Here is a 21,881-nt window from a genome sequence, read left to right as displayed (position 1 = left end):
AATTATCAATATAATATTCAGACAATTCCTGTTCCGTAGTCAGAAGAGATCTTTCTTTTCTCTATGCGACCACATATGGGGCATTTTAGTCTGTTGTTGTCTTTTACAAGATCTGTCCTGCATTTTGAACAATAAGCTTTCATAACTCCGAGAGATTTGCCATCAGTACTCAGACGCATATTCTGGGTATTAATTACCTTTGCTTTTACTACATCTGAAAGAGCAAACTCCTGGCCGAGGTTCTTGACATATGAATCCTTAACGTTAGATACGTGGATAGCTGCTGCGCCGTTGGTCTGGAATTCACGGTCACCCTTTCCCTTGATAGCTCCTATTTCCACCAGTGCAACGGACTCACGCATATTGACTACGCTCCCTACAATGATGTCACCTTCTACTATTTCAGGCGGGGTAGTTGTCTGTGGAACAATGGAGATAATCCTCGATTTACGGTCTATCATTACATACCCGGTGCCAAGTGAATGGATGTCTGCCACGTTGACATAGGTTCCATTACCTGCCTTGAACTCTTCCGTAGTTCCTACGAAGTCACCAGGCATTACAAAAACACTTTCTTCGATATTAACGTCGTCTTCGGTATCCATGTCATCTTCTTCCGTAGACCCTTTCTTGGGTTTCATATTCTTCTTTCCTGCTTCACTGCTTCGAACCTTTTTCTTCTTATCATCCACGGAGCCCTTTGTGGGTGCACCAGTAGCTTTCGGTCCTTTTACTGGAACCTCTATTTCGCCAGCCTGCTGGTCTTCGGAATTAGATGATTTGATCTTCCTGCGTGAAGTCTTTCGTCTATTTCTTATTCTAATAAGAATCCCTCATATAATTTGAAATCAATATAAAAGTGCATAAGATCCATGATATTTTTCAAGTAAGAACTGCATTAAATCATAAATTATTATCGCACAATGCGATAGATTTCTACCTTTACCATTTCTACTTCTTTTTTATGAAATTTAAATGTTCGTTTTATTGGAAATGCCGTTGTGTACCAATCTGTTATCCTGGCATCACCAATGAACTTATGAATAAAATCATGGCTCCCGCAATTATGAATGGAATATATCACATCACTGGCTTTCAACGCACTTAAAAGAAACGGTCGGTCACTCCCTTTGGTCTGCGCACCAAATGGAGGGTTCATAATAACCGTGTCAGCATGCCCATCGACCTCAAAAATATCGTTATGGACAAACTCGATATCCACTCCTAGTTTTTCAGCATTTTTCCGTGCAATCTCTAAAGCCTTATGGTCAACATCAAAACCGACCACCTTTTCAGCTCCAAGTAATTTTGCTCCGATTGCAAGAATTCCTGTGCCACATCCAAGGTCGAACACATCGCCCTCAAGATCACCCTGCATGTAAGCAAAATGCAACATCTCAGCAGCAAGTAGTGCAGGGGTGGCATATTGTTCAAGGGAAGCACTGGGTTTATCAAAACCATCTACCTGTTCAAGTAAGATCTCAAGCTTTCGTTGCTTCAATTTCATTCACCTGTGATCTCATCAAACACAAGGTCTTCCCAATCCCTCTCACCAAGCACGATCTCAAACTCCATGGGGGTCAACATTGGTGCATTGAACCTTCCGACTTCATCTATAGCAAGCCGAGGGCATGCCGTATTCACAAAAGAGTCCACCTTGAACTGCAATAACTGGTCCGGGGTGACAAGATCCATTGTGAGGATATGGGCTTTTTTGCCATGTTTCTTTGCCATGTTCTTCAGTTCCTCAGCAAGCTTCGTCCGATCCTGTCCGGGTTTTGTAGATACCACGATACCAAATACCTCAGCATCAAGTGACTTTGCTATCACCGCACTTCTTTGCCGGAGTATTCTGGAACTGTCAGCCTCACGAAGTTCATTCACAAATGGATCCGCTATAAGAACTCGTTTCTTTGTTGCCAGGGAAACGCCGAGTGGGTGAAACTGTCCGCTTCCAATGTATAGGTACTCATCACACTCTTCTTTCCTTGCAGCAGAGAAATTACATCCCAGTACCTGCCCAGGATATGCTATCTTACTATCGCCGGTACATATGATGCACTCTTTGCCGTGCTCTTTGAGAATTGAAGCTGCATCTTCCAGTTTCTGTACATGCTGAACTGTGCTTATCAGACCTATCTTTTGGCCCTGAAGCTTAGCAACAGCCAGCTTTACGACATCCTTAACATCCACAGCTGATCTTGTCTCAATGAAATACACCTTCTGTGAAAGTTTATTATCATCGAGGTGCGCATGGCCAAAGTGGAAAAGGATCTCTACTTTGTCAAGTAACGCCACATCAATGTCACATGCTCCGAAACATGGATTTCCTGATATGAATACAGTGACCTCTGTTTCATTCTCTATCCGCGAGGCAATTGCTGGGGAGCGCCTTTTGAAACCTTCCGGGAACTGTAATCCTATGACCTTCGCATCTGTATCCTTAATGACAGAGATGATACGGTCAAGCTGAAAATCAAAAGCTTCTCCTTCACTCATGAGCATCCTCTATGGAAACACCTTTTTCAGTTACATCGATACGTACCAGAGTCTTAACATTGATTCCCATATTCTTTAATCTTGAAAGGCCATCACCGCGTTCAATAATAACGATGGTGTCTGTGACAACGGCGCCAATGCCTTCAAGAGCTTTCATTAATGATTCAAGAGTGCCACCTGTGCTTATGACATCATCAACGATAAGCACCTTGTCTCCTTTTTTGACATCATTTACATAAAGCTCGCCTTTTGAGTAACCCGTTTCCTGTGAAAGCTTGATCTCGCCTTCAAGTTCATACGGCCTTTTTCTGATAATTGTGAATGGAATGCCTGTTTTCATGGATATTGCTGTGGCAAGTGGGATACCCATGGCTTCTATAGCAAGTATCTTATCAAAATCTTTGCTGACCATTCCTAATATGTGTTCTGTGATCTCCTCTAGAAGCTCAGGTTTAAGCTGCGGAACTCCATCTGAGATAGGATGGATAAAATAATAATACTCTCCCCTTTGCACAATAGGTGCATTTAACAGGGATTCACGAAGTATCTTTAGCATAGTTACCGCTTACTACCTGCCAATATATAAAAACAGACCGTTAAATTAAAACTCCATGGTTATACTGCCACAAAAGCTGTTTTTTCATCTCTTTCCTGCCTTATGGCAGAATACAGGGCTTCTTTGCTCAGTGACTTTGGATGATAATAGCTTCCGTTGCTTTGCATGGCAACTTCTCTGGAAAGGCCGGAACCGGTATTGCTTATGTCCACCACGAGAATGTTGACGTGATGGTCGGATATTTGTTTGCAGATCTGCATGATCTCTCTTCTTATATTCCCTCCAAGATGAAGGGGGGAGTTTGCAGTTCCGTCAGTGACCAATATCATAATAGGCACCGCAGATGGTTCTTTTTTCACTTCCCTGATGAGGGTGTCCAGTCCCCTCAACAGTCCTGAAGCCATCGGGGTAGTACCTCCGAAAGGTACTTTCTCAAGATAACGCTTTGCAGCCTCCACTGATGAAGTGAAGGGAAGCACCAGTTCACCGGAACGTCCGCTGTATGTGACAAGTGAAACCCTGTCCCTGCGTTGGTATGCATCCTTCAGCAGGGCGAGTACCACACTTGTAGTAATTTGGATCTTTTCATGCTCATCCATTGAACCGGATGTGTCAAAAACGATATTTATAAGACTGGAAATACGCCTCCTTCTAACCTTTTCCCGAATATCGCTTTTTTTAATCTCTATCTTCCCGTCCTTTGCATGCTGTGCTGCTGCGCGTACCGTTGGGGCAATGGCAATGTCGGTGATCTTCTCACCAGGCATCCTGTATCTCACATAGCGCCCACGTTTGCTTTTGGTCAGCACCTCTGCCCGCCTTCCCGATTTTAATCTTCCTGTAGCAAGTCTTTTCTTCTGAGAACCACGGGCAAAATCATTTAGGATCTTACCAACTGTCTTGTCATCTTTCAGGTCTTCAAGCAATTTTTCTGAGCTTGATTTTTCACAACTTGACGTTGATCCACTTCCAAATTCTGCTTCCAGTTCATCATGACTGAGGATAGGGACGTATTCCTTTGGGGTCAGCTCTACAAACACTTCAGGTTCATGCAGGCAAACGGGGGAATATGACTCAAAGATACTTTCTTCAAATACTGCTTGATGGGGTCCCTCAAAAGTAAATTCCTTCGTTGGTTCATCAGTTTCATTTGCCTCGGGTTTTAGCAGATCATCAAAAACTGATTTATTGCGTTCATCTTCATAAGATTCCTTTTTCGCAGACTGAACAAAAGTATCCGCAGGTAACACATCAGCAACCAATGAACTGTCCGGGTCAGCCATCTCAGCAGGTAGTACAACTGCATAATTTTGCGGTGCATTATCCTGTTGATTTTTGAATGCTGCTACTACTGCAGTATCTGATGTACCTATAAGGGGCTTAAAGAATACCTCCGGAGTCATTGCCATGTGATCCGAATCACTCACAATGTAAACATCCTCTATCTCAGCAGGCCTTATTTGCTCCATATTTGAATACAGGTTATCATACAGAGTCTCAGTGTCTTCCTTTGATAATTCAGAAACGGAGTTTCTGGGGATACGCAGGCCGAGTACAGGTGCACCTATGTGCATCACTTTTATGCCGTAATTGCGAGGAAGATTCCTGCGCAGGCGCTGAACAAGTTCACTCTCGCTCATCCCCACACCCCGTTTATACCTTCCCGTCTACAACTGCCCTTAGCTGGTCAACGCTGAACTCCTCTTCCTCAAATGGCTTTTTGCGCATCCTGTGCGGCAGAACCATTTCTGAGGCTTCGATAATGTCATCATTGGTTATACGTTCCCTACTCTCATAGGCTGCATTTGTGCGGGCGGCACGCTCTATCATAATGTCTGCACGGTGTCCATCCACATTAAAAGCTATGCAGATCTCTGCAATTGTACGCAGATTCTCTCTTGTAGCAGTTACCCTTGGAAGCATCTGCATGGCCTTTACAATCTTTGAACGCAGTTTCTCTTGTTCAGCTTCAAATTCGCGAATGAACTGTTTTTGATCGTCATTGAATCGGTTTCGCCTTTCTACGATCTCGATACGTTGCTCAACATCATAGATGCCGGTGACCTCTACCTGCAATGCTATCCTGTCAAGCAGTTGCGGACGAAGTTCTCCTTCCTCCGGGTTCATACTACCTACAATAATGAAATTTGCAGGATGGCTGACACTTACTCCTTCACGCTCAACGGTATTCACATTCATTGCTGCAGCATCAAGAAGTGCATCAACGACAAAGTCATCCAGCAGGTTGATCTCATCAACATAGAGGATGCCACGGTTTGCCTGGGCAAGAATGCCTGGGTCAAATGCCTGCACACCCTGACGAACCGCTTTTTCAATGTCCAGACTGCCTACGACTCTGTCTTCAGTAGCACCTACCGGGAGATCGACGACTTTCATCTGCCGTTTATTGGCATGAAGTGTGGCTTTTCTTTTCTTTTCAACGCACTCCCAGCAGAATTTCTCGGGGTCTTTCGGGTCACAGTTGAATTTACATCCCTCTACAACTTCTATCTCTGGAAGTACCTCTGCCAGACCTCTTACAGCAGTAGATTTAGCTGTACCCTTCTGTCCGCGTATAAGCACTCCTCCAATTGAAGGATTTATTGTATTCAATATAAGTGCCCTGAGCATTTTTTCCTGCCCGACGATGGCTGATATTGGATAGAGCACCCTTTCTGTCTTTGTGGCCTTGCGGGCAATATCATCCAGATATTGTGAAGGGCCTTCCACGGTTTTTGGAACTTCTTTTATTGTTCCGGTAATGTTTGAACTCATATTATCGCCTTTTTCAGCATAAAATCTTACATATTGTCACTTGTTGTTTGTCAGTTGAATTTACAGATACCTTAGAATTATCGCAGAAATCAGGGCCAGGAACAAGAGTATAAGGCCTCCTACAAAAAAACTAAACACTATTCTGATATGCACTTTCTTTTCTGCATTCTTTGCAAGTCCATTAAGTTCATACAACGAGAATGAAGAACTTAGCAGGAAAAGAATCGATGACAACAGTAACAGTGACCCTGCTACGAGGATGTACTCTGCTGTCCATGTAAGAGCCTTTGCATTCAAAAGATCAAGAAAAAAGTCTTTCCCATGTCTCACATACGAAGCCGTGATCCATAACATGGTGTATGCAATTTCTGCGGCGCCCATTATTACTGAGCAGATCGCAGTTGTCATAAGCGTAACCATCATCCCTATGTCAGGGATTTTAATATCGATTTTCCATTCATCACCCACAGTTTCACCTTGAGAGTCTGTTTTGTATGGTATTCCCTCTAATTGAAGATAGCCAGTATATGCATTAAAATAATAAAAATATATGTATTAAAATATTTAGTGGTGTCAAGGGCAATAAAAAGAAAAAACAGCAGAACTATTGCAGAGTTCTACATTATTCTGAACTGTTCGAGTATATGTCTGGACAGATTACTACTTACGCTCACGGACTTCATCAAAGTATCAGTTCTGGACACATCACAGGCGAGATCAGTAAACCTTTTCTCATCAGCTGTATCACGTTTATCGAGCACCATGTGCTCAAGGAAATCAGAATAATATGAAGCAACGCCAGTGGATGATACTTCAATTCCTCTTGCAGCCATTAGCTTAGTTGCAGGTCCACTCACAGGTTCTGTTCCAATTATGGGACTTACTGCAATGACCTTTTTATTTTTGAGAATATCCCGCATGCCTGGAAGTTCGATTATAGGGCCGATGCTTGTTATTGGGTTGCTAGGGCCAATGAGGACCTCGTCTTCATTCTCAAGTGCCTCCAAAACAGCTGGGGATATGGAAGCATTTTCGATGCCTTCCTGGCATATTTCAAGAACATCAGGTTCTCCGTGCTTTCCAACCCAGAAATCCTGGAAATGCATTTTTCCTTCTGGTGTGCTTATCATGGAAGATACCGGATCATTGGACATGGGTAACACCTTTGCTTTCACTCCAAAGGATCGGCAAAGCTGAGTTATGGCTTCTGTAAGTGTCATTCCACTACGAATGAGGTCCGAGCGCATTATATGGGTAGCACGGTCAAGATCACCAAGCATCATAAACTCATTGTGTCCCAGTGTTTTCATGACTTCATGGGTTCTGTAGGTGTCATCTTTAACTCCCCACCAACGGGTGGTGTCCAGTCTGCCCGATAACAGGTAGAGCACAGTGTCAATATCAGGAGTTATCAGGTTTCCTGACAGCCATATGTCCTCTGCCGTATTGACCACGACCGTGATCTCTTCTTCAGGGATTACTTCGCGAAGGCCGTTCAATAGTTTGGGAGTACCGGTGCCGCCTGAGAAAATTATCATGTTTACTTTCTTCCTGTTTATCGGAATATCATTATAAGATGACGCATATTTGAAATATATGAAAGTCATCCGTGACCCGATTCATGGTTATATTGAGCTTGACACGCTCACGTTATCACTTATAGATTCCCCTCAGGTCCAACGTCTTAGAAGGATAAGCCAGCTTGGGCTGTCAAACCTTGTGTATCCTGGAGCGAATCATACTCGTTTTGAACATTCCCTTGGCGTGATGCATCTTGCAAGCATGCTAATTGGGAAAATAGATTCTGTAGCCGATGATGAAAAAGAGGAATTAAAGGTTGCAGCCCTTCTTCATGATGTCGGACATGGTCCATTTTCGCATGTTACTGAAGGTCTTACCAAACACTATACAAGACAACGGCATGAGGATGTCAGGGAAATGCTGAAAAAGGGTGAGATAGGGGATATATTAAGTGAAAATGGTTTAAACCCCGCAACAATCGAGGACCACATTCAGGGAAAGACAGACCTTGGAAAGATACTCAACAGTGAGATAGATGTAGACCGAATGGATTACCTTGTTAGGGATTCTTACTATACTGGAGTGGCGTTTGGTCTTGTGGACCACGTCAGGCTCATAAATGAGATGACGTTCTATGAGAACAAACTTGTTGTAAGTGCAGGTGGTGTCAAGGCAGCCGAGTCCCTTCTTGTTTCCAGGTTCCTGATGCATCCTTCTGTTTATTATCACCATGTTTCCCGAATAGGGGAGACCATGTTCACAAGAGCAGTGGATGATCTCATTCAAAAGGATTCATTAAATGCTTTTGATCTGCGAAAAATGGATGATTCCAGACTGTTTGAAATGATACGTAATGACGATGGCTATGCCGGGGAACTGGCAGCTAAACTGGATAACAGGAAGCTCCACAAGAGGGCCTTATATGTAGGGTTTGATGAGGTTGGTGAAGGGGTGCTCAAACATCGAAAGCACATCGAAAGAATAGAAATAGAGATCGCAGAAGATGTTGGTATTGAGCCTAAAAATGTTCTTATAGATATTCCTAAGAGTCCTGAGATAGCTGAAATGAAAGCGCTTGTGAAGGTAAATAACAGGATGTTGCACCTGGATGAAGCTTCAAATATTGTGGCAACACTTGAACAGGCCCACCACGATAACTGGAAAATGGGAGTCTACACTCCAAAAGAATACAGAGATGAAGTGACTAAGGCTGCGAAAGTCTTCTTTGATGTAAAGAGGACAACAAAACAGTTCCGTCTGAATGAGATGGAGGTGTAAGATGTATCAGATAAGAAAGGTGGTGGGCAGGATAAGTCTTACACTTGAATGGAAAAAGGCAGGAGACGATTATATTGCCTGCCTTACAGGTGGGGAAGAACATGTTGGGGCGGTAGCCGTGGGTTTTTATGATGGATCTTCTGGCAGGGCATCATCTTCGGTGATAACGAACCCAGGACACAGGGAAATGGATATTGCGTTACTTGGAGCAAAGGTATTCAGTGAAGCCAGCAAATCTACGTCGGTCTTTATAGTTGGTATTCATCTTGACAACATTACGAAAAAAGAGATAGTGGAAATTGTCTCAGTTTCAGAAAAAATGATTGACGAACTATCTGTAATTATTCATGAGGGTTTCTAATGGAAATAGTAATAGGTATCAGCGGGGCATCTGGTTCTGCTTATGGGATTCGTTTGCTGGAGGTTCTTTCTAAAACAGACATTATGGCTCATCTAGTCATAACAAGGGCTGCAAAGCAGATAATCGAGATAGAAACAGACTATGAGCTAAGTTACGTCGAAGGGCTTGCAGATGCACTATATGATGAAAGTGATTTCACTGCTCCTATTGCAAGTGGTTCTCACAAGTTCGATGGAATGATAGTTGCACCATGCAGTATGAAAACCCTTGGTGAGATCTCAGGAGGGATGTCGGACAATCTGCTTGGAAGGGTTGCAGATGTGTGTTTGAAAGAGAGAAGGAAACTCGTTCTGATGCCACGGGAAACTCCCTTGAGCCAGATACACCTTGAAAATATGCTAAGGCTTGAAAGGGCTGGCGGAATAATTCTTCCTGCATCCCCTGGATTCTATTCAAGACCTCAAACAATTGATGATTTGGTGAATTCAATGGCAGGACGCGCCCTTGACCTGATGGGCATTGACAATGAAGTATACAAACGCTGGAAGTGATAGGGCTTAATCCTGTCGTTTCAGAAGATATATTTCAATAAAATACTTTTTAGAGACTAATGGGAATCCTTACAACACCCATTTCTCTTATCATAATGCTTTTTTCATTGGTTTTTTCTTCATTTTTGTCCATGGTATCCTCATTCTCACGAAACCTTTTTATATAATATATGCCATTTCAAAGCTACCCCTTCTGATTGGGATAGTAGGGTAGCTTGGTCCATCCTCGAGCGTTTGGGACGCTTGGACTGCGGTTCAAATCCGCGCTATCCCACCAAAACTTTTTTTAATTGTTTATTATGCTGATTTTCAATATTTTGTAGATTTTCGCATGGATTAGTTTTATAACATATCCGTAGTGAATAATGTCCCCATGGCAAACGTTAAGGTGAAACTTTTTGCAAACTTAAGAGAGATTGCACAAACATCCTCATTAACATTTACAGGGGATACTGTAAAGGACGTTCTGTTTACCCTTACAGAGCAATATCCTCCTTTGAATGAACTCATATTTGAAACAGGTGAAGACGTGAAACTTTGCGGTTACATCAATGTGTTCCTTAATGGAAACAACATCAAACACATGGAAGGACTGGCTACTATCCTCAATGACGATGACGAGCTGGGGGTTTTCCCTCCCGTATCAGGCGGATGAATTACACCGGATGGAACAAGAATGATATTCAGAGAACGTACCGATGTCGGTAAAGCAAAAGAGATGTTCCTTGGGCAGATAACAGGGACAGAAAAAACAGAGGCACTTCCTGCAATATCATCTATAGGCAGGGTGCTTTCAACAAGTATACTTGCACCACGTAACGTGCCACATTACCGCCGTTCCGCCATGGACGGCTTTGCAGTCAGATCAGTTGATCTTATGGGGGCATCACCTACAAATCCAGTAATTCTGAACGTATCAGACGAGATTATGGAAGGCACATGCGTTCCTGTGAATACTGGTGATTATGTTCCCGATGATTCTGATGCTGTGCTTATGATGGAAGATACAATCTCCATTGGAGACATGATCGAGATTCGGGCACAGGTACATCCCGGAAAGAACGTGGGTGAGATTGGGGAAGATGTCAGGAAGAACGAGCTCATATTCAACAAAAGCCATCTTCTAAGGCCATGCGATGTTGCTGTGCTTGCATCTCTTGGAATTATTGATGTGAAGGTGTATGTCAAACCTGTTGTTGCAATCATTCCTACAGGTAACGACCTGCTGCCTCTGCCCGGGGATGATGTTCCGGCACCCGGGAAGACACTGGACATCAATAGCCTCATGATTGGGAAATATGTTGAGAAATGGGGCGGAATTGCGCGATACTGTGACATTGTCCCTGAGGACAAACAACTCATAGAGGATGCAATCAAAACCAATCTCGACACCGATATGATAGTCATATCCGGCGGAACTTCAGTCGGGGAGAAGGATTATGTTCCGGTAGTAGTTGAAAAACTGGGAACGAAACTTGTTCATGGGGTTGGACTTAGCCCTGGAAAACCCACTGCATTGGGTATTGCAGACAATGTACCGATACTCTGTATGCCAGGATATCCTGCGGCAGGTCTTGTAGCACTCTTTGCATTTGGGAAACCTGCGCTGAGAAAGGCAGGAAATATCCCTGATATCCCTGATACAAAAGTAAAAGCAACTTTAAGCGGTAAAATAATGTCACGAGAAGGATACGTCAGTTATGCAAGGGTCATTCTCGAGGGTAATATTGCTCATCCGCTCATGACAGCAGGTGCCGGTATATTAAGTTCCATTGCAAAATCTGATGGATTCGTTATAATTCCGGAAAACGTGGAAGGATGCGAAGAAGGAAGCAAAGTGGAAGTTGTACTGATTGAATAATAATTCTTCCCTAAGCCGGGTCCTTGAACTTCTGACAATAGGTGCAGGAGGATTTTTTGGGGCAATTTCACGATTTATGATTGCAGGTCAGTTAGAGCCTGCATCAGGTACTCTTGTTGTCAATGTTCTGGGGAGCATATTGCTTGGTTTTCTGATGTACAACTCCGAATATCTTGGTTATGTGTCCCCAAGAATCAGACTCTTCTTCGGTATTGGTTTTTTAGGTTCATTGACTACATTTTCCACATTTACAGTTCAGACATTCCAGATGTCCTTTATTGAAGCGGCATTCAATGTCCTTGCAAATCTACTCCTGACACTTGGTGGAGTGTTCACAGGAAGGGGTATCATTGTATATATTGTAAAAAGGAGGGAAGGGAGCAGTGGTCTCTGAAATCCTGCTTGTAGGTACAGGTGGGTTCATCGGTGCAATGTTGCGATATCTTGTATCTGGTGCAATTCCCCGAATTAATGATATTCCTTCTGGAACCCTTGCTGTAAACGCAATTGGCAGTTTTGTGCTGGCAGCAATGACATTCTCATCTGTTGAAGCTTCCCTCAGGTTCTTTGTTAGCATCGGAATGCTTGGTTCTTTCACTACCTTTTCGACCTTTGCATACGAAAGTTTCAAGTTGCTTGAAGAGGGGGAAAACAAGTATTTTTTAATGAATGTGCTTCTCAATGTAAGTGTATGTCTCTGTGCAGCATTTCTAGCATATGGGATAACTATTCCATAGGCATGCTTCCTCTTCCTTCAAAATCAAATGCGCACTTAGATTATATTATAATTAAGCATTAGTGCCAGCAGTATAAGGATCACACCTGTTATGAGGCGTATCTCTACGCGCTTTTTTTCCCTGATCTCATTGACCTTTTTTGGATCAAGGCCAAATGCAAGAAGAGCTCCAAGAATCAATATTGGTAAAATGACGCCCAGATTATAGAGTGCCATATACAGTGTGCCTTCCATGATGTCGTCACCTGATATAAGCATCTCAAGGATCATCAGGTAGACCGCACCTACGCAGGGAGCTTTTACCAGTGAAAAGAGTCCTCCTCCTACAAACGATATTAACAAAATATTCCTGCCTTCTGCCTTACTCATGAGTTCCACGAACGAGCGAGGTGTTTTAAATGATGATTTAGAGTACTTTTTTATGTAGTATGCATCGTAAAGATGCCACAATCCAAGGAAAGTTACCAGCAGGACCATCAAAGTTGTGATGAATTCCCTTATCCATGGGAAATAACTGATGGTGTTCATGATTCCAAAACCAACAACCATATAGGTCACAAATATGCCGGAACAGAAACCTGTGACAAGAACAAGCATGTCTTTGCGTGAACCGCCTGATGAGACTATGGCCGATGCCAGGAAAGCCATTACTGCAATAAGACATGGATTGAATCCTGCAAGCAGGCCTGCGACGAATATGACAAGAGGCGTTTGTGTATCTGTGTTCCAGCCTGCTGAATAGTTTGAAAGGTCCGGGCTTGTAATGTCTGAAATTGGTGGCGCTGTTTCAATGCCTTCTAAAAGCAGTGTTTCAAGTAGAGTAATGTCACCTTTATATTCTTCATAATTTATGACAATGCTTTTGTTAATGACAACAGCAGGAACTGTACTTACTCCGTATTGCTTTGCCAGGCTGAAAAAAGCTGTTATCTCATATTCAGAGAAATTTATGTTGGGATTTTGGGAAATTACTTTTTCAATTACAGGTGAAGCCTGTTCACACTTAAGACATCCGCTCTCATAAAAGTATTCTACTGATGTATCCGCTGCCTGGGATATTCCTGCCGTAAACACTAACAATATCACTAAAATTAAGACAGTTCTGCCAATTGGTCTTTTAGTGACAGGAGGTCGAAGAACAGGTTTTTTTATCATATTCACTTTCCAGGACGGATTTAGTGCTAACTTCCAGAAGCTCACCGTTGCTAGCGGAAACATATCCCTCTATCACATAGAGGTCCTTTATAGTTGAACATGCACAACTACGTTCCATTATCTCGACCTTCCAGACCCTGCCTTCCAGGGCAGTGTAATCTGGGGCATTCTCAATAAGCGAAGTAGATGTGACTCTCCAGTCCTCTACCTCGAAATTCGATGAATAGTATGCAGCTGCATCAGGGTCATTCATCACTATCTCTATTGCATGGGATGCATTTATTCCAGGGTCTTTGGTTCCTGGGCCAATTAAGATGTATGCGCCCACAATACCAGCACAGGCTATAACAGCCAGAGCTACGATAAATATGGGTTTATTTTTTTCCATATGTATTATTGTAATCGCATTTATGCTATAAATGTTGCTAAATAGAATGTACGATACATAAGTGATAATGGCTTTGCTATTTATAGCCAGGGGACAAATGTAGAATTATTAAATAAAGATACAATGCGTGATATCAGAGGATAACAGCCATGAAAACATTGCTTTTGCGGATATATCTTAGTGAAAATGACAAATATAAAGGAAAAACTGCGCACCATGCTGTCATAGAGTTCCTCAAAGAGAATGGAATCGCAGGTGCTACGGTCCATCACTGTATAGAGGGATATGGTATGCATCATAAGATACACACTGCAAGTGTTTTAAGGCTTGGGACCGATCTCCCGGTAATAGTACAGGCTGTGGACCTGGAAGAAAAAATAAGGGACCTTATTCCGAAACTCAAGGAACTACTGCCTACGGAACTTATGATCGTTCAGGACGTGGAAGTCGTTTCGGGAGAAGGTTTTAAAGACAATATTTAGATATATTGCTTATCTATAGAGCACCACTGTACTTCCCCTAACATCTATAAGGGTAGTCTTGGTTGCCTCTGCAAGTTTTTCTGCAGATGCTTTGATGTCCTCTCCTTCAGCACTGGTCTTTAGCATCTTTATCTTGATAAGACGATTTGCTTTCAGCTGTTTTTTTATCTCTTCCATAACAGAATCGGTAATTCCGTTCTTCCCGATATTGAGGATTGGTTTGATCTTTGTAGCCTCGGTTCTTAGTTGATATATTTTATCTTTTTCCATTATGATACACCTGATAAGTAGTTCGATATAAATGATTCAATTATAATATAGTATAAAAAGTATGTCCATTCACAGATAAACTTGGTAATATTCCGGGAAATATTCTATAAATCCTGGTATATTGAAAAAGAGTATTATGTTCTCTTAAGGGATATCTCCGTCCCATCAATACTGTACTCGAACCATGGGGTCGGTTTTGATGTCATTCCTACGACTCTCATTGCGTAAGAATCTCCTACTGCCTTGATCTCGATCATACCATCAAAAAGCTGCTTCAGTGTGGCTATGGTCTGCGTATCATGCATTCCGTCTTCTACAACATAGATTCCAAAACCATTGGCTGCCTTAACCCTTCCGGTAAACACATGGAGGAATCTGAAAACAGTCTGTATGTTAGAATACATGAGGATGGTAGACAGTGAATTGATGCATAAATGAATTTTCTTCTTCTGCTTTTTAACAAGCATTTCTTCAAAGAACTGGCTGATCTTGACTCCAATTCCTGTCAGGTCTACAGGACTTGATGTCCTCTTGATCTTATCGGTGTCTGCTGCACTCAAACCAAGTGTTTTGGTTACACAATCAACGATACCCATGTCAGCATTTGGAATATCCATTCCATTATCTTCAAACCAGCCAAGTACACGTTCTCCTGGTTCACGTGTTGATACTATTATGGCTGAATCATCTGGATCCTGGCTCTTAAAAATGATTACATCCAACAGTTCGTCTTTTCGGCTCATAGGTGGACCTATCATCATTAGATTGGTTCCTTCCCGGATGTTGCCAAGTATTTCATCCAGTTCCTTGATGCCTAAAGAGTAGCCGGACATGTTACCCTCTTCATTGGGATTGTATATAGGATTTGCCCTTTAATGCCGTTCCTGTTTTCCATTAAAGTGCTATTAATAATATCTGATTCTATCCTATATATAAATTTTAACATATATAAATGTGCCTTTCACACACCCTGCTAAATTTTAATATGGCTATAAACCTTTTTTTCTTACTGGCGGGCATGTTTAATGACATGGCCGGTTTCAGGAAGAATTATTTCACTCAATGCCAGTTCAACTGCTGCTGGAGAGCCTGGTATGCAGAAGAGTACTTTTCCTTTCAAAATTCCTGCTGATGCTCGTGTCAGAATAATGGAGCTTCCAATTTGTTCTATACTTTTGTATCTGAATAGTTCTCCAAATCCTGGCATTTCTTTCTCAAACAGCGGAACAAGTGATTCTATGGTTATGTCTTTTGAAGCCAGGCCGGTGCCACCACTTGTTATTATGATATCGGCATTTGAGTCAAGGGCATGATTGACAGATTCTATAATCATAGAAGGATTATCGGAAACAAGCTCGTAGTTTGAGATACTATGCCCTTTAGAAAGAACAAGTTCCATCATCTTTTTTCCAGAAAGATCTTCTGCATCATCCGGGGATATGACGTTGCCATATTTCTCATACCTTGAAGTTGAGATCGTGATCAAGTAAAATGAGTATGAATTATCAGCATCTCTCTTGTGTTCTCTTGTTGTCGGGCTACTCATACAAAGTGTTTATACCTTAATAAGTATAAGAATGGCTCGATATGCATGAAAATACTTGCAATTGATGTTGGCACAGGTACCCAGGATATACTTCTGCACGATACGGAGAAAGAAGTCGAAAACAGTCTTGTGATGGTTATGCCATCTCCCACTGTTATTATTGGTGAAAGGATAAAAAAGGCAACCGAAAAAGGTCAGGATATCTTCCTCAAAGGGGATGTCATGGGTGGTGGGCCTTCTGTAAAGGCTATCCGCGGCCATATTGAAAGGGGCTATAAAGTGTATGCCACTGAAAATGCAGCCCTGACAATAAAGGACGACCTTGAAAAAGTAAGGTCAATGGGTATCGACATAGTAAATGATAGTGATGCTATACCCAAAGGTCTGGAAGAGATTATTCTACAGGATATAGACCTTAATTCAATTGAAAATGCATTGGGTAGCTTTGGAGTGTCTATGCCTGATAAGATCGCTGTGGCGGTACAGGATCATGGTAATTCACCTGGCATCAGCAATCGTGTTTATAGATTCAGGATATTCGAGAGGCTTATTGATGAGGGTGGGGAGTTCAGTCAATTTGCTTACGGGGGAGATACTGTTCCTGAAGAATTCACCCGTATGGCCTCAGTAGCACGCACACTTGGTAAAAAGGATGTTGTTATAATGGATACAGGCCCTGCAGCGATATTTGGTTCACTTCTTGATCCAAAGGCTATACAGCCTGCCCTTGTGGTGAACATAGGCAACGGTCACACTCTTGCAGCGATAGTAAAAGATGACAGGGTGTTAGCTCTGTTTGAACATCATACCTCTGCTCTTGACGGGAATAAGTTGCAACAACATATCATTGATTTTTCATGCGGAACACTTGGGTTTCAGGATGTTTTCGATGAAGGTGGACATGGGTGCTACATAAAGGAAATTCTGGGTCCCGATGCGATAAAATCTGTGATGATCACAGGTCCCAGACGCAACATCCTGCAGAACATGGATGATGAAGACAAAGATGAGACTCTCTGGGGCAAACTTCATTTTGCTGCACCTTTTGGGAATATGATGCTCTCTGGTTGCTATGGGCTACTGATGCCTCAACTGGAGTAGTATGGCAAAATCAGCGATAAGGCTTATAAACTCCAAGGTAGTATGAGGACAGCCATCGAGATTAATCTATTATGTTGGTGGGCAACATCAACAAATACAAATATATACATATCAATTAAGGTACAAAAAAATCAGCAGTACTATTTATAGTATCATGGTTTATTGCAATAATCAACTCAAGGAGATTTTAATTCATGGTAAGAAAACCAGCAAGTATGTACAGGAACGTAAGACAGCGCTCATTCACCAGAAAGAAGTACATGGGTGGTGTCCCGGGCAGTCAGGTAATTCACTACGACATGGGTAACAAGAGTGCCGAGTTTCCGGTAAAGGTCACGCTCATAGCAAAAGAGAGATGCCAACTCACTCACAAGTCACTTGAAGCTGCACGTATCACTTCAAACCGTGCAATGACAAATGCTGCAGGACGATCAGGGTTCCACATCAAACTGAGAGTTTACCCACACGAAGTTCTAAGGGAGAACAAGCAGGCTACAGGGGCAGGTGCAGACCGTGTATCAAGTGGTATGCGTGGAGCATATGGGAAGAATGTCGGAACTGCAGCAAGAGTTTCAGCAGGCCAGAAGATATTTACCATCTCTGTAAACAAAGAGCACTTTGCAGTGGCAAAGGATGCACTTCGAAAAGCAGGCCAGAAACTGCCAACTCCTATCCGGATCGTAGTTGATCAGGGCCAGGAACTTGTGCAATAAGTGACTAAAATAACAACGAGGGATCTAAGATGGAAGATTACGAAGCGCTTCTGGATCGTGCAATAGCAAACTTACCCGACATGGAGACTACGGATGCCCGTTTCGTAATCCCTGAACCTAAAATCATGATGGAAGGTAAGACTACGATCCTTGATAATTTCAATAACATTGCAGATGTCATGAACAGGGCTCCTGATCATGTGATGAAGTACCTCACGCGTGAAATGGGTACTGCCGGCAAGATCGATGGAATGAGGGCGATATTCCAGGGAAGGTTCTCAAAGGACCAGATCAAGGCTAACATCGAAGCATATGTTGAAGAATTTGTCATGTGTTCAGAATGTGGAAGACCTGACACTCAACTTATGAAAATGGATCGTATCATGGTTTTGAAATGTGCAGCTTGTGGAGCACACAGACCTGTGAAGAAAAGACGAGCCAGTGCACCTGTCAAACAGGACGCCATTGAAGAAGGCAAAGAATACGATGTTCGTATCGATGCTGTTGGGTCCAAGGGTGACGGGATTGCAAAGATGGATAGGTTCACCATCTTCGTACCAGGTGCTGCAAAGGGTGACACTCTCAAGATAAGGATCAAGAGAATCAGCGGAACCCTTGCATTTGCCGAAAAAGTATGATGCCTGATTAAGCAGGTATCAACTCTTTCTTTTTTAATCTTCAAGATATAGTTATATATTAATAGTGCTATAAATGTGATGGGTTACTTGAAAGTAATTCTCCGAGGAAACATATGGCACGAATAGCAACAGGAATACCTGGATTTGATGAACTTATAGAAGGCGGGTTCATCGAAAACGATGTAATTCTCCTGACAGGAGGGCCTGGTGCAGGAAAATCAACTTTTGGTTCACAATACCTGTATTCAGGAATCATCAACTACAATGAACCGGGAGTCTATGTTACATTTGAAGAGACACCTGCACGTATAATGAGAAATATGTGGAGGCATGGATGGGACATGGAACGTCTCGTAAAGGAAAATAAACTCCGCATAATACGGGTTGATCCAATTGCATATGATCGCTACATAAAAAAGACAATGGAGCCAGATAATCAAGGCGACCATGAAAATGCAACATTGGAAACCGTACTGAAACAGATTTACTCAAGCGTCATGGAAATTGATGCAAAACGTTTGTTCATTGATTCAATGACATCACTGAAGATATCTCCAGATCCTGTGAATGTGAGGCATATTGTCCTTGAGTTCATTAAAAATATTGAGAGTTTTGATTGCACTACTCTCATTACGAGTGAAATAAATAAGGATCCTGAAAATTTCAGTGTCGAGGAATACCTTGCCGAAGGAGTTATCTGCCTTAAGGTATTCAGGATTGATGGAGAAAGGATCAGATCCCTTGAGATCTTAAAAATGCGGGGCGTAAAGCATGATGAAGTACTTCGCCCGTATGTAATTGCTGACAAAGGCATTGTTGTTTATTCATCCGAATCTGTTATAGGCAAGGAAGCTGATGTATTCTCCCTTGAAAGATGTTCGATCTTAGGGGAAGAATAGTAAATGAAAACCGATTCGAAAAATTCAGATAACAAAGATATTGTATTGGTTTCAATACCCGGACTTTCAATCAAAATGGATAAAAAAGCTGATTTTGTTCAGCTTAAGGCGCATGGACCTTTGCGCAAGGCCTGTGACCCTTTTTTGAAAAAGATCAATGAGAGGCTAAAGGAAGAAAAACCTGCTTTTGTTGATGACGATAAAGTGATAGCTTCCACATGGCTACCACCTATACCCAGTAAAGCTTTCAATCGATTGCTATTGGCTGAAACTCAGATTGCACTTGGCAGGTACATCCCTGAAACTGTTTCCTTTGAAATAACACGCAACTGCAAATGCAATTGCGAACATTGCGTGGTTAGCGGAGGGGAAGGGGATCTGGAAATCGAGACAATAAAACGTGCTATAGATGATGTGCTCGACATGGGTGCAATGGTCATTGTCTTCACAGAAGGAGATCCAATGATGCGTGAAGAGATCTATGAACTCATTGAGTATGTAGATAAGGAGCGTGCCATTGTCAATATGTATACTCCTGGTACTGAGATGACGCCAGAGAATGCAAGACAACTCAAGGAAGCAGGATTACACAATATGCTGGTCAGTATATATTCTACGGAACCTTCAAAACATGATGCAGTACGTCGTCTGGATGGTGCTTTTGAAATGGCCACAAATGCCATAAGAATGGGGCTAGAGGCAGGATTACTTGTGACCATGGCAACTCATGTATCACCAAAGAACATTGATGAACTCCCTGCAATGTATGAATTTGCAAAGGAACTTGGAGTCCATGAATTCTCCTTGTGGGAATCCGTTCCAAAGAAAAAGGATGACCCTATTATCACTGAAGATGACAGGCAAAAAGTGCTTGAAATGTATCATCGTATCAATTCTACTAAAGGTGGGCCTCGTATCTTTGCCAACTCGTACTTTGAGGGAGAAATGCTTGGATGCATGGCAGGTCAGAGGTGGATGCATGTCTGCGTTGACGGTCTGGTAACAGCATGTCCATACGTCCCATTCAGCTATGGAAACATACAAGATATTTCCATAAAGGACATCTGGACAAAGATGCGAAAGGACAAGCACTTTAGGGGACAGCGTGGTACATGTCTGATGCAGGAAAAGGACTTCCTGAAACTGGTGGACAAGATACCTGAAGATGCATCAAAACCCTATGATATTGATAAGATAGAATCCTAAACATTTTTACTTATTTTTTGCTTGCCGGAAATCACCTTTATTGAGGCTTTCCAGCAACTTTTTGTTCTGCCAGTAAAATCCAAACATTACTGTAGTCATAATAAATGCCACGTACCAGATATTTGAAAAAATATCAGGCCACAAATGACTGACTAAGATGATTAGAAGGATACCAAATAACCACATGAAAAGCGAGTAAATCAGCGAAGCTTTATTGGGGCCATATCTCCTGTTCAAATGATGGATCAGTTTCCATCCTGTGAAATAATCTGTTAATTTCAATGACTCTGTACTCCGAGAATCCTCAATATATTGCCTCATTTTTCCTTTGTTGATCCTGTAGGATTTTCTGTAATTGACAATTGAGAAGATCATAGTGAGCATGAAAGCAACATAACCGTATTGCCATGGAAGGATTATGAGCAATAACAGAGAAAAGAACACCATGATGCTCACAATTGCAGGCAGATAACTTTCTCCATACTTATGAGTTGAATATGCATTAAATATGGCCACTGAACCAAAGAATAATGCTCCAAGATAAAAAATAGTTATATCCATTGTTGAATCCCCATGTAACTCCACCACCAATGACTAAAATTGAATGGTAACAGTTGGTTCGGACAGCATAAAATATTTATGTCATATTCAATTAAAATTAAAATGTGGCTGTCAAAATTAATCTTATCTTTGGTGACACTTGTAGAAAAATCAAAAAACGAATAGAATCTGCTGAACTGGCATGTAAGATTGTTCTAAATAAAAAAAGAAAGGAAGGATTGTACCATGAATCCTTCTTTTCAGGACGAGGTTATCTAACTATCAATAGCTTCGTTTGAACCCAGTTTGAACATCTTAATAGCGTCCTGTAGATCCTCAGCCAGGCTTGCAAGTTTCTGTGCCGATGTTGCAATCTCTTCCATAGAAGCAGTCTGCTGTTCGATAGCTGCAGATGTTTCCTGCGTTTCTGCTGCAGATTGCTGTGATATCGTAGAGACCTCTTCAACGGAAGTCGTGATCTCTTCAATAGATGCTGATTGTTCCTGTGCAGCCGCAGCAATATCCTCAGCCATTCTTGCAACCTTTCCTCCGCCTTCTACTATTCTCTTGACTGCAGCTACCGTTTCGTTCAGTGCAATTACACCTGTGCCTACAGAACTGACACTGCTCTCCACGGATTCAACAGCCTTGTGAGTACCTTCCTGTATTTCCCCAATGAGGTCTGATATCTGATGAGCAGCATCTCCTGAGTCTTCTGCAAGTTTTCTAACTTCATCGGCTACTACTGCAAACCCTCTTCCATGTTCTCCTGCCCGTGCAGCTTCGATAGCTGCATTAAGTGCAA

Annotated in this window: 27 protein-coding genes, 1 tRNA gene and 1 pseudogene; 14 read left to right on the top strand and 15 right to left on the bottom strand. The window is 42.2% G+C overall.

Annotation, left to right across the window (positions count from 1 at the left end):
• Window positions 1-17 precede the first annotated feature (17 nt).
• The 8 genes from WN948_RS05660 to cofD all read right to left on the bottom strand — a co-directional run bounded on the left by WN948_RS05660 (window position 18) and on the right by cofD (window position 7,368).
• Window positions 18-692, bottom strand: a complete 675-nt coding sequence (locus WN948_RS05660; RefSeq protein WP_342306028.1) for an exosome complex RNA-binding protein Csl4 — start codon at window positions 690-692, stop codon at window positions 18-20.
• A 221-nt stretch (window positions 693-913) separates the two neighbouring features.
• Window positions 914-1,501: an METTL5 family protein gene (locus WN948_RS05655; protein ID WP_342306027.1), complete on the bottom strand. Its 588-nt coding sequence runs from the start codon at window positions 1,499-1,501 to the stop codon at window positions 914-916.
• A 2-nt stretch (window positions 1,502-1,503) separates the two neighbouring features.
• Window positions 1,504-2,499 (bottom strand): diphthamide biosynthesis enzyme Dph2, encoded by a 996-nt coding sequence (dph2, locus tag WN948_RS05650; protein ID WP_342306026.1) that lies wholly within the window; start codon window positions 2,497-2,499, stop codon window positions 1,504-1,506.
• Window positions 2,492-3,055: a hypoxanthine/guanine phosphoribosyltransferase gene (gene hpt / locus WN948_RS05645; RefSeq protein ID WP_342306024.1), complete on the bottom strand. Its 564-nt coding sequence runs from the start codon at window positions 3,053-3,055 to the stop codon at window positions 2,492-2,494. Before hpt ends, dph2 begins: the two co-directional genes overlap by 8 nt.
• Before the next feature lie 59 nt (window positions 3,056-3,114).
• Window positions 3,115-4,695 carry a VWA domain-containing protein gene (locus WN948_RS05640; RefSeq protein ID WP_342306023.1) on the bottom strand — a complete coding sequence of 527 codons (1,581 nt, stop codon included), beginning with the start codon at window positions 4,693-4,695 and terminating at the stop codon, window positions 3,115-3,117.
• A 13-nt stretch (window positions 4,696-4,708) separates the two neighbouring features.
• Window positions 4,709-5,830: an ATP-binding protein gene (locus WN948_RS05635; protein WP_342306022.1), complete on the bottom strand. Its 1,122-nt coding sequence runs from the start codon at window positions 5,828-5,830 to the stop codon at window positions 4,709-4,711.
• Window positions 5,831-5,890: 60 nt separating this feature from the next.
• Window positions 5,891-6,298 (bottom strand): hypothetical protein, encoded by a 408-nt coding sequence (locus WN948_RS05630; RefSeq protein ID WP_342306021.1) that lies wholly within the window; start codon window positions 6,296-6,298, stop codon window positions 5,891-5,893.
• 149 nt (window positions 6,299-6,447) lie between these two features.
• Window positions 6,448-7,368 carry a 2-phospho-L-lactate transferase gene (cofD, locus tag WN948_RS05625; protein WP_342306020.1) on the bottom strand — a complete coding sequence of 307 codons (921 nt, stop codon included), beginning with the start codon at window positions 7,366-7,368 and terminating at the stop codon, window positions 6,448-6,450.
• Window positions 7,369-7,426: 58 nt separating this feature from the next.
• Here cofD and WN948_RS05620 point away from each other — a divergent pair, with 58 nt between their 5' ends.
• The 8 genes from WN948_RS05620 (at window position 7,427) to crcB (WN948_RS05585) (ending at window position 12,139) form a co-directional block, all read left to right on the top strand.
• Complete coding sequence (locus WN948_RS05620) at window positions 7,427-8,629, top strand: HD domain-containing protein (RefSeq protein WP_342306401.1); 1,203 nt, start codon at window positions 7,427-7,429, stop codon at window positions 8,627-8,629.
• A 1-nt stretch (window position 8,630) separates the two neighbouring features.
• Window positions 8,631-8,990: a hypothetical protein gene (locus WN948_RS05615; protein ID WP_342306019.1), complete on the top strand. Its 360-nt coding sequence runs from the start codon at window positions 8,631-8,633 to the stop codon at window positions 8,988-8,990.
• Window positions 8,990-9,541, top strand: coding sequence for a UbiX family flavin prenyltransferase (locus tag WN948_RS05610; RefSeq protein ID WP_342306018.1), 552 nt, complete (start codon window positions 8,990-8,992; stop codon window positions 9,539-9,541). Before WN948_RS05615 ends, WN948_RS05610 begins: the two co-directional genes overlap by 1 nt.
• A gap of 199 nt (window positions 9,542-9,740) precedes the next feature.
• Window positions 9,741-9,818: transfer RNA gene (locus WN948_RS05605), tRNA-Pro, on the top strand.
• A 96-nt stretch (window positions 9,819-9,914) separates the two neighbouring features.
• The gene (locus WN948_RS05600; protein ID WP_342306017.1) at window positions 9,915-10,196 is read left to right on the top strand and encodes a ubiquitin-like small modifier protein 1; all 282 of its coding nucleotides are present in this window, start codon (window positions 9,915-9,917) and stop codon (window positions 10,194-10,196) included.
• 21 nt (window positions 10,197-10,217) lie between these two features.
• The gene (locus WN948_RS05595; RefSeq protein WP_342306016.1) at window positions 10,218-11,402 is read left to right on the top strand and encodes a molybdopterin molybdotransferase MoeA; all 1,185 of its coding nucleotides are present in this window, start codon (window positions 10,218-10,220) and stop codon (window positions 11,400-11,402) included.
• The gene (gene crcB, locus WN948_RS05590) at window positions 11,395-11,796 is read left to right on the top strand and encodes a fluoride efflux transporter CrcB (protein WP_342306015.1); all 402 of its coding nucleotides are present in this window, start codon (window positions 11,395-11,397) and stop codon (window positions 11,794-11,796) included. Before WN948_RS05595 ends, crcB (WN948_RS05590) begins: the two co-directional genes overlap by 8 nt.
• Window positions 11,786-12,139 (top strand): fluoride efflux transporter CrcB, encoded by a 354-nt coding sequence (gene crcB, locus WN948_RS05585; protein ID WP_342306014.1) that lies wholly within the window; start codon window positions 11,786-11,788, stop codon window positions 12,137-12,139. The genes crcB (WN948_RS05590) and crcB (WN948_RS05585) overlap by 11 nt, the downstream gene beginning before the upstream one ends.
• 35 nt (window positions 12,140-12,174) lie before the next feature.
• Here the strand turns inward: crcB (WN948_RS05585) and WN948_RS05580 are convergent, their stop codons facing one another.
• Both WN948_RS05580 and WN948_RS05575 read right to left on the bottom strand, forming a co-directional pair.
• Window positions 12,175-13,293, bottom strand: a complete 1,119-nt coding sequence (locus WN948_RS05580; protein WP_342306013.1) for a cytochrome c biogenesis protein CcdA — start codon at window positions 13,291-13,293, stop codon at window positions 12,175-12,177.
• A complete protein-coding gene (locus WN948_RS05575) occupies window positions 13,256-13,681 on the bottom strand; it encodes a hypothetical protein (protein WP_342306012.1) in 426 nt (141 codons plus the stop codon). Before WN948_RS05575 ends, WN948_RS05580 begins: the two co-directional genes overlap by 38 nt.
• A gap of 149 nt (window positions 13,682-13,830) precedes the next feature.
• On the opposite strand from WN948_RS05575, the gene WN948_RS05570 reads away from it, so the two are divergent.
• Window positions 13,831-14,163 carry a DUF190 domain-containing protein gene (locus tag WN948_RS05570; RefSeq protein WP_342306011.1) on the top strand — a complete coding sequence of 111 codons (333 nt, stop codon included), beginning with the start codon at window positions 13,831-13,833 and terminating at the stop codon, window positions 14,161-14,163.
• A 9-nt stretch (window positions 14,164-14,172) separates the two neighbouring features.
• Here WN948_RS05570 and WN948_RS05565 read toward each other — a convergent pair whose 3' ends face one another.
• From WN948_RS05565 to WN948_RS05555, 3 genes are all read right to left on the bottom strand, one after another.
• Window positions 14,173-14,433, bottom strand: a complete 261-nt coding sequence (locus WN948_RS05565) for a YhbY family RNA-binding protein (protein WP_342306010.1) — start codon at window positions 14,431-14,433, stop codon at window positions 14,173-14,175.
• A 134-nt stretch (window positions 14,434-14,567) separates the two neighbouring features.
• Window positions 14,568-15,266: a recombinase RecA gene (locus WN948_RS05560; RefSeq protein ID WP_342306009.1), complete on the bottom strand. Its 699-nt coding sequence runs from the start codon at window positions 15,264-15,266 to the stop codon at window positions 14,568-14,570.
• Between the two features lie 173 nt (window positions 15,267-15,439).
• Window positions 15,440-15,979, bottom strand: a complete 540-nt coding sequence (locus WN948_RS05555; protein ID WP_342306008.1) for a molybdenum cofactor biosynthesis protein B — start codon at window positions 15,977-15,979, stop codon at window positions 15,440-15,442.
• A gap of 45 nt (window positions 15,980-16,024) precedes the next feature.
• Between WN948_RS05555 and WN948_RS05550 the strand changes: the two genes are divergently transcribed.
• The 5 genes from WN948_RS05550 (at window position 16,025) to WN948_RS05530 (ending at window position 20,536) form a co-directional block, all read left to right on the top strand.
• Window positions 16,025-17,080 (top strand): DUF1786 family protein, encoded by a 1,056-nt coding sequence (locus WN948_RS05550; RefSeq protein ID WP_342306007.1) that lies wholly within the window; start codon window positions 16,025-16,027, stop codon window positions 17,078-17,080.
• A 194-nt stretch (window positions 17,081-17,274) separates the two neighbouring features.
• The gene (locus tag WN948_RS05545) at window positions 17,275-17,793 is read left to right on the top strand and encodes a 50S ribosomal protein L16 (RefSeq protein ID WP_342306006.1); all 519 of its coding nucleotides are present in this window, start codon (window positions 17,275-17,277) and stop codon (window positions 17,791-17,793) included.
• Window positions 17,794-17,822: 29 nt separating this feature from the next.
• Window positions 17,823-18,431, top strand: a complete 609-nt coding sequence (locus WN948_RS05540) for a translation initiation factor IF-2 subunit beta (protein ID WP_342306005.1) — start codon at window positions 17,823-17,825, stop codon at window positions 18,429-18,431.
• A gap of 113 nt (window positions 18,432-18,544) precedes the next feature.
• Window positions 18,545-19,330, top strand: a complete 786-nt coding sequence (locus WN948_RS05535) for an ATPase domain-containing protein (protein WP_342306004.1) — start codon at window positions 18,545-18,547, stop codon at window positions 19,328-19,330.
• Window positions 19,331-19,333: 3 nt separating this feature from the next.
• Entirely contained in the window at window positions 19,334-20,536 is a 1,203-nt protein-coding gene (locus WN948_RS05530; RefSeq protein WP_342306003.1) for a radical SAM protein, read from the top strand.
• A gap of 6 nt (window positions 20,537-20,542) precedes the next feature.
• Here WN948_RS05530 and WN948_RS05525 read toward each other — a convergent pair whose 3' ends face one another.
• Together WN948_RS05525 and WN948_RS05520 are read right to left on the bottom strand one after the other, a co-directional pair.
• Window positions 20,543-21,097: a hypothetical protein gene (locus tag WN948_RS05525; RefSeq protein ID WP_342306002.1), complete on the bottom strand. Its 555-nt coding sequence runs from the start codon at window positions 21,095-21,097 to the stop codon at window positions 20,543-20,545.
• Between the two features lie 254 nt (window positions 21,098-21,351).
• Window positions 21,352-21,879: pseudogene (locus tag WN948_RS05520) on the bottom strand (methyl-accepting chemotaxis protein); the annotation flags it as partial.
• Window positions 21,880-21,881 lie beyond the last annotated feature (2 nt).

The sequence above is a fragment of the Methanolobus sp. ZRKC5 genome (assembly GCF_038446525.1).
Taxonomy (GTDB): domain Archaea; phylum Halobacteriota; class Methanosarcinia; order Methanosarcinales; family Methanosarcinaceae; genus Methanolobus.
This window is presented reverse-complemented; position numbering and strand designations above follow the sequence as displayed.

Coding starts and splice junctions, on each gene's coding strand:
- dph2 (WP_342306026.1), bottom strand. CDS start 2,499: ATGAGTGAAGGAGAAGCTTTTGATTTTCAGCTTGACCGTATCATCTCT.
- hpt (WP_342306024.1), bottom strand. CDS start 3,055: ATGCTAAAGATACTTCGTGAATCCCTGTTAAATGCACCTATTGTGCAA.
- WN948_RS05640 (WP_342306023.1), bottom strand. CDS start 4,695: ATGAGCGAGAGTGAACTTGTTCAGCGCCTGCGCAGGAATCTTCCTCGC.
- WN948_RS05635 (WP_342306022.1), bottom strand. CDS start 5,830: ATGAGTTCAAACATTACCGGAACAATAAAAGAAGTTCCAAAAACCGTG.
- cofD (WP_342306020.1), bottom strand. CDS start 7,368: ATGATAATTTTCTCAGGCGGCACCGGTACTCCCAAACTATTGAACGGC.
- WN948_RS05620 (WP_342306401.1), top strand. CDS start 7,427: ATGAAAGTCATCCGTGACCCGATTCATGGTTATATTGAGCTTGACACG.
- WN948_RS05615 (WP_342306019.1), top strand. CDS start 8,631: ATGTATCAGATAAGAAAGGTGGTGGGCAGGATAAGTCTTACACTTGAA.
- WN948_RS05610 (WP_342306018.1), top strand. CDS start 8,990: ATGGAAATAGTAATAGGTATCAGCGGGGCATCTGGTTCTGCTTATGGG.
- WN948_RS05600 (WP_342306017.1), top strand. CDS start 9,915: ATGGCAAACGTTAAGGTGAAACTTTTTGCAAACTTAAGAGAGATTGCA.
- WN948_RS05595 (WP_342306016.1), top strand. CDS start 10,218: ATGATATTCAGAGAACGTACCGATGTCGGTAAAGCAAAAGAGATGTTC.
- WN948_RS05580 (WP_342306013.1), bottom strand. CDS start 13,293: ATGATAAAAAAACCTGTTCTTCGACCTCCTGTCACTAAAAGACCAATT.
- WN948_RS05575 (WP_342306012.1), bottom strand. CDS start 13,681: ATGGAAAAAAATAAACCCATATTTATCGTAGCTCTGGCTGTTATAGCC.
- WN948_RS05570 (WP_342306011.1), top strand. CDS start 13,831: ATGAAAACATTGCTTTTGCGGATATATCTTAGTGAAAATGACAAATAT.
- WN948_RS05565 (WP_342306010.1), bottom strand. CDS start 14,433: ATGGAAAAAGATAAAATATATCAACTAAGAACCGAGGCTACAAAGATC.
- WN948_RS05560 (WP_342306009.1), bottom strand. CDS start 15,266: ATGTCCGGCTACTCTTTAGGCATCAAGGAACTGGATGAAATACTTGGC.
- WN948_RS05555 (WP_342306008.1), bottom strand. CDS start 15,979: ATGAGTAGCCCGACAACAAGAGAACACAAGAGAGATGCTGATAATTCA.
- WN948_RS05550 (WP_342306007.1), top strand. CDS start 16,025: ATGAAAATACTTGCAATTGATGTTGGCACAGGTACCCAGGATATACTT.
- WN948_RS05545 (WP_342306006.1), top strand. CDS start 17,275: ATGGTAAGAAAACCAGCAAGTATGTACAGGAACGTAAGACAGCGCTCA.
- WN948_RS05540 (WP_342306005.1), top strand. CDS start 17,823: ATGGAAGATTACGAAGCGCTTCTGGATCGTGCAATAGCAAACTTACCC.
- WN948_RS05535 (WP_342306004.1), top strand. CDS start 18,545: ATGGCACGAATAGCAACAGGAATACCTGGATTTGATGAACTTATAGAA.
- WN948_RS05530 (WP_342306003.1), top strand. CDS start 19,334: ATGAAAACCGATTCGAAAAATTCAGATAACAAAGATATTGTATTGGTT.
- WN948_RS05525 (WP_342306002.1), bottom strand. CDS start 21,097: ATGGATATAACTATTTTTTATCTTGGAGCATTATTCTTTGGTTCAGTG.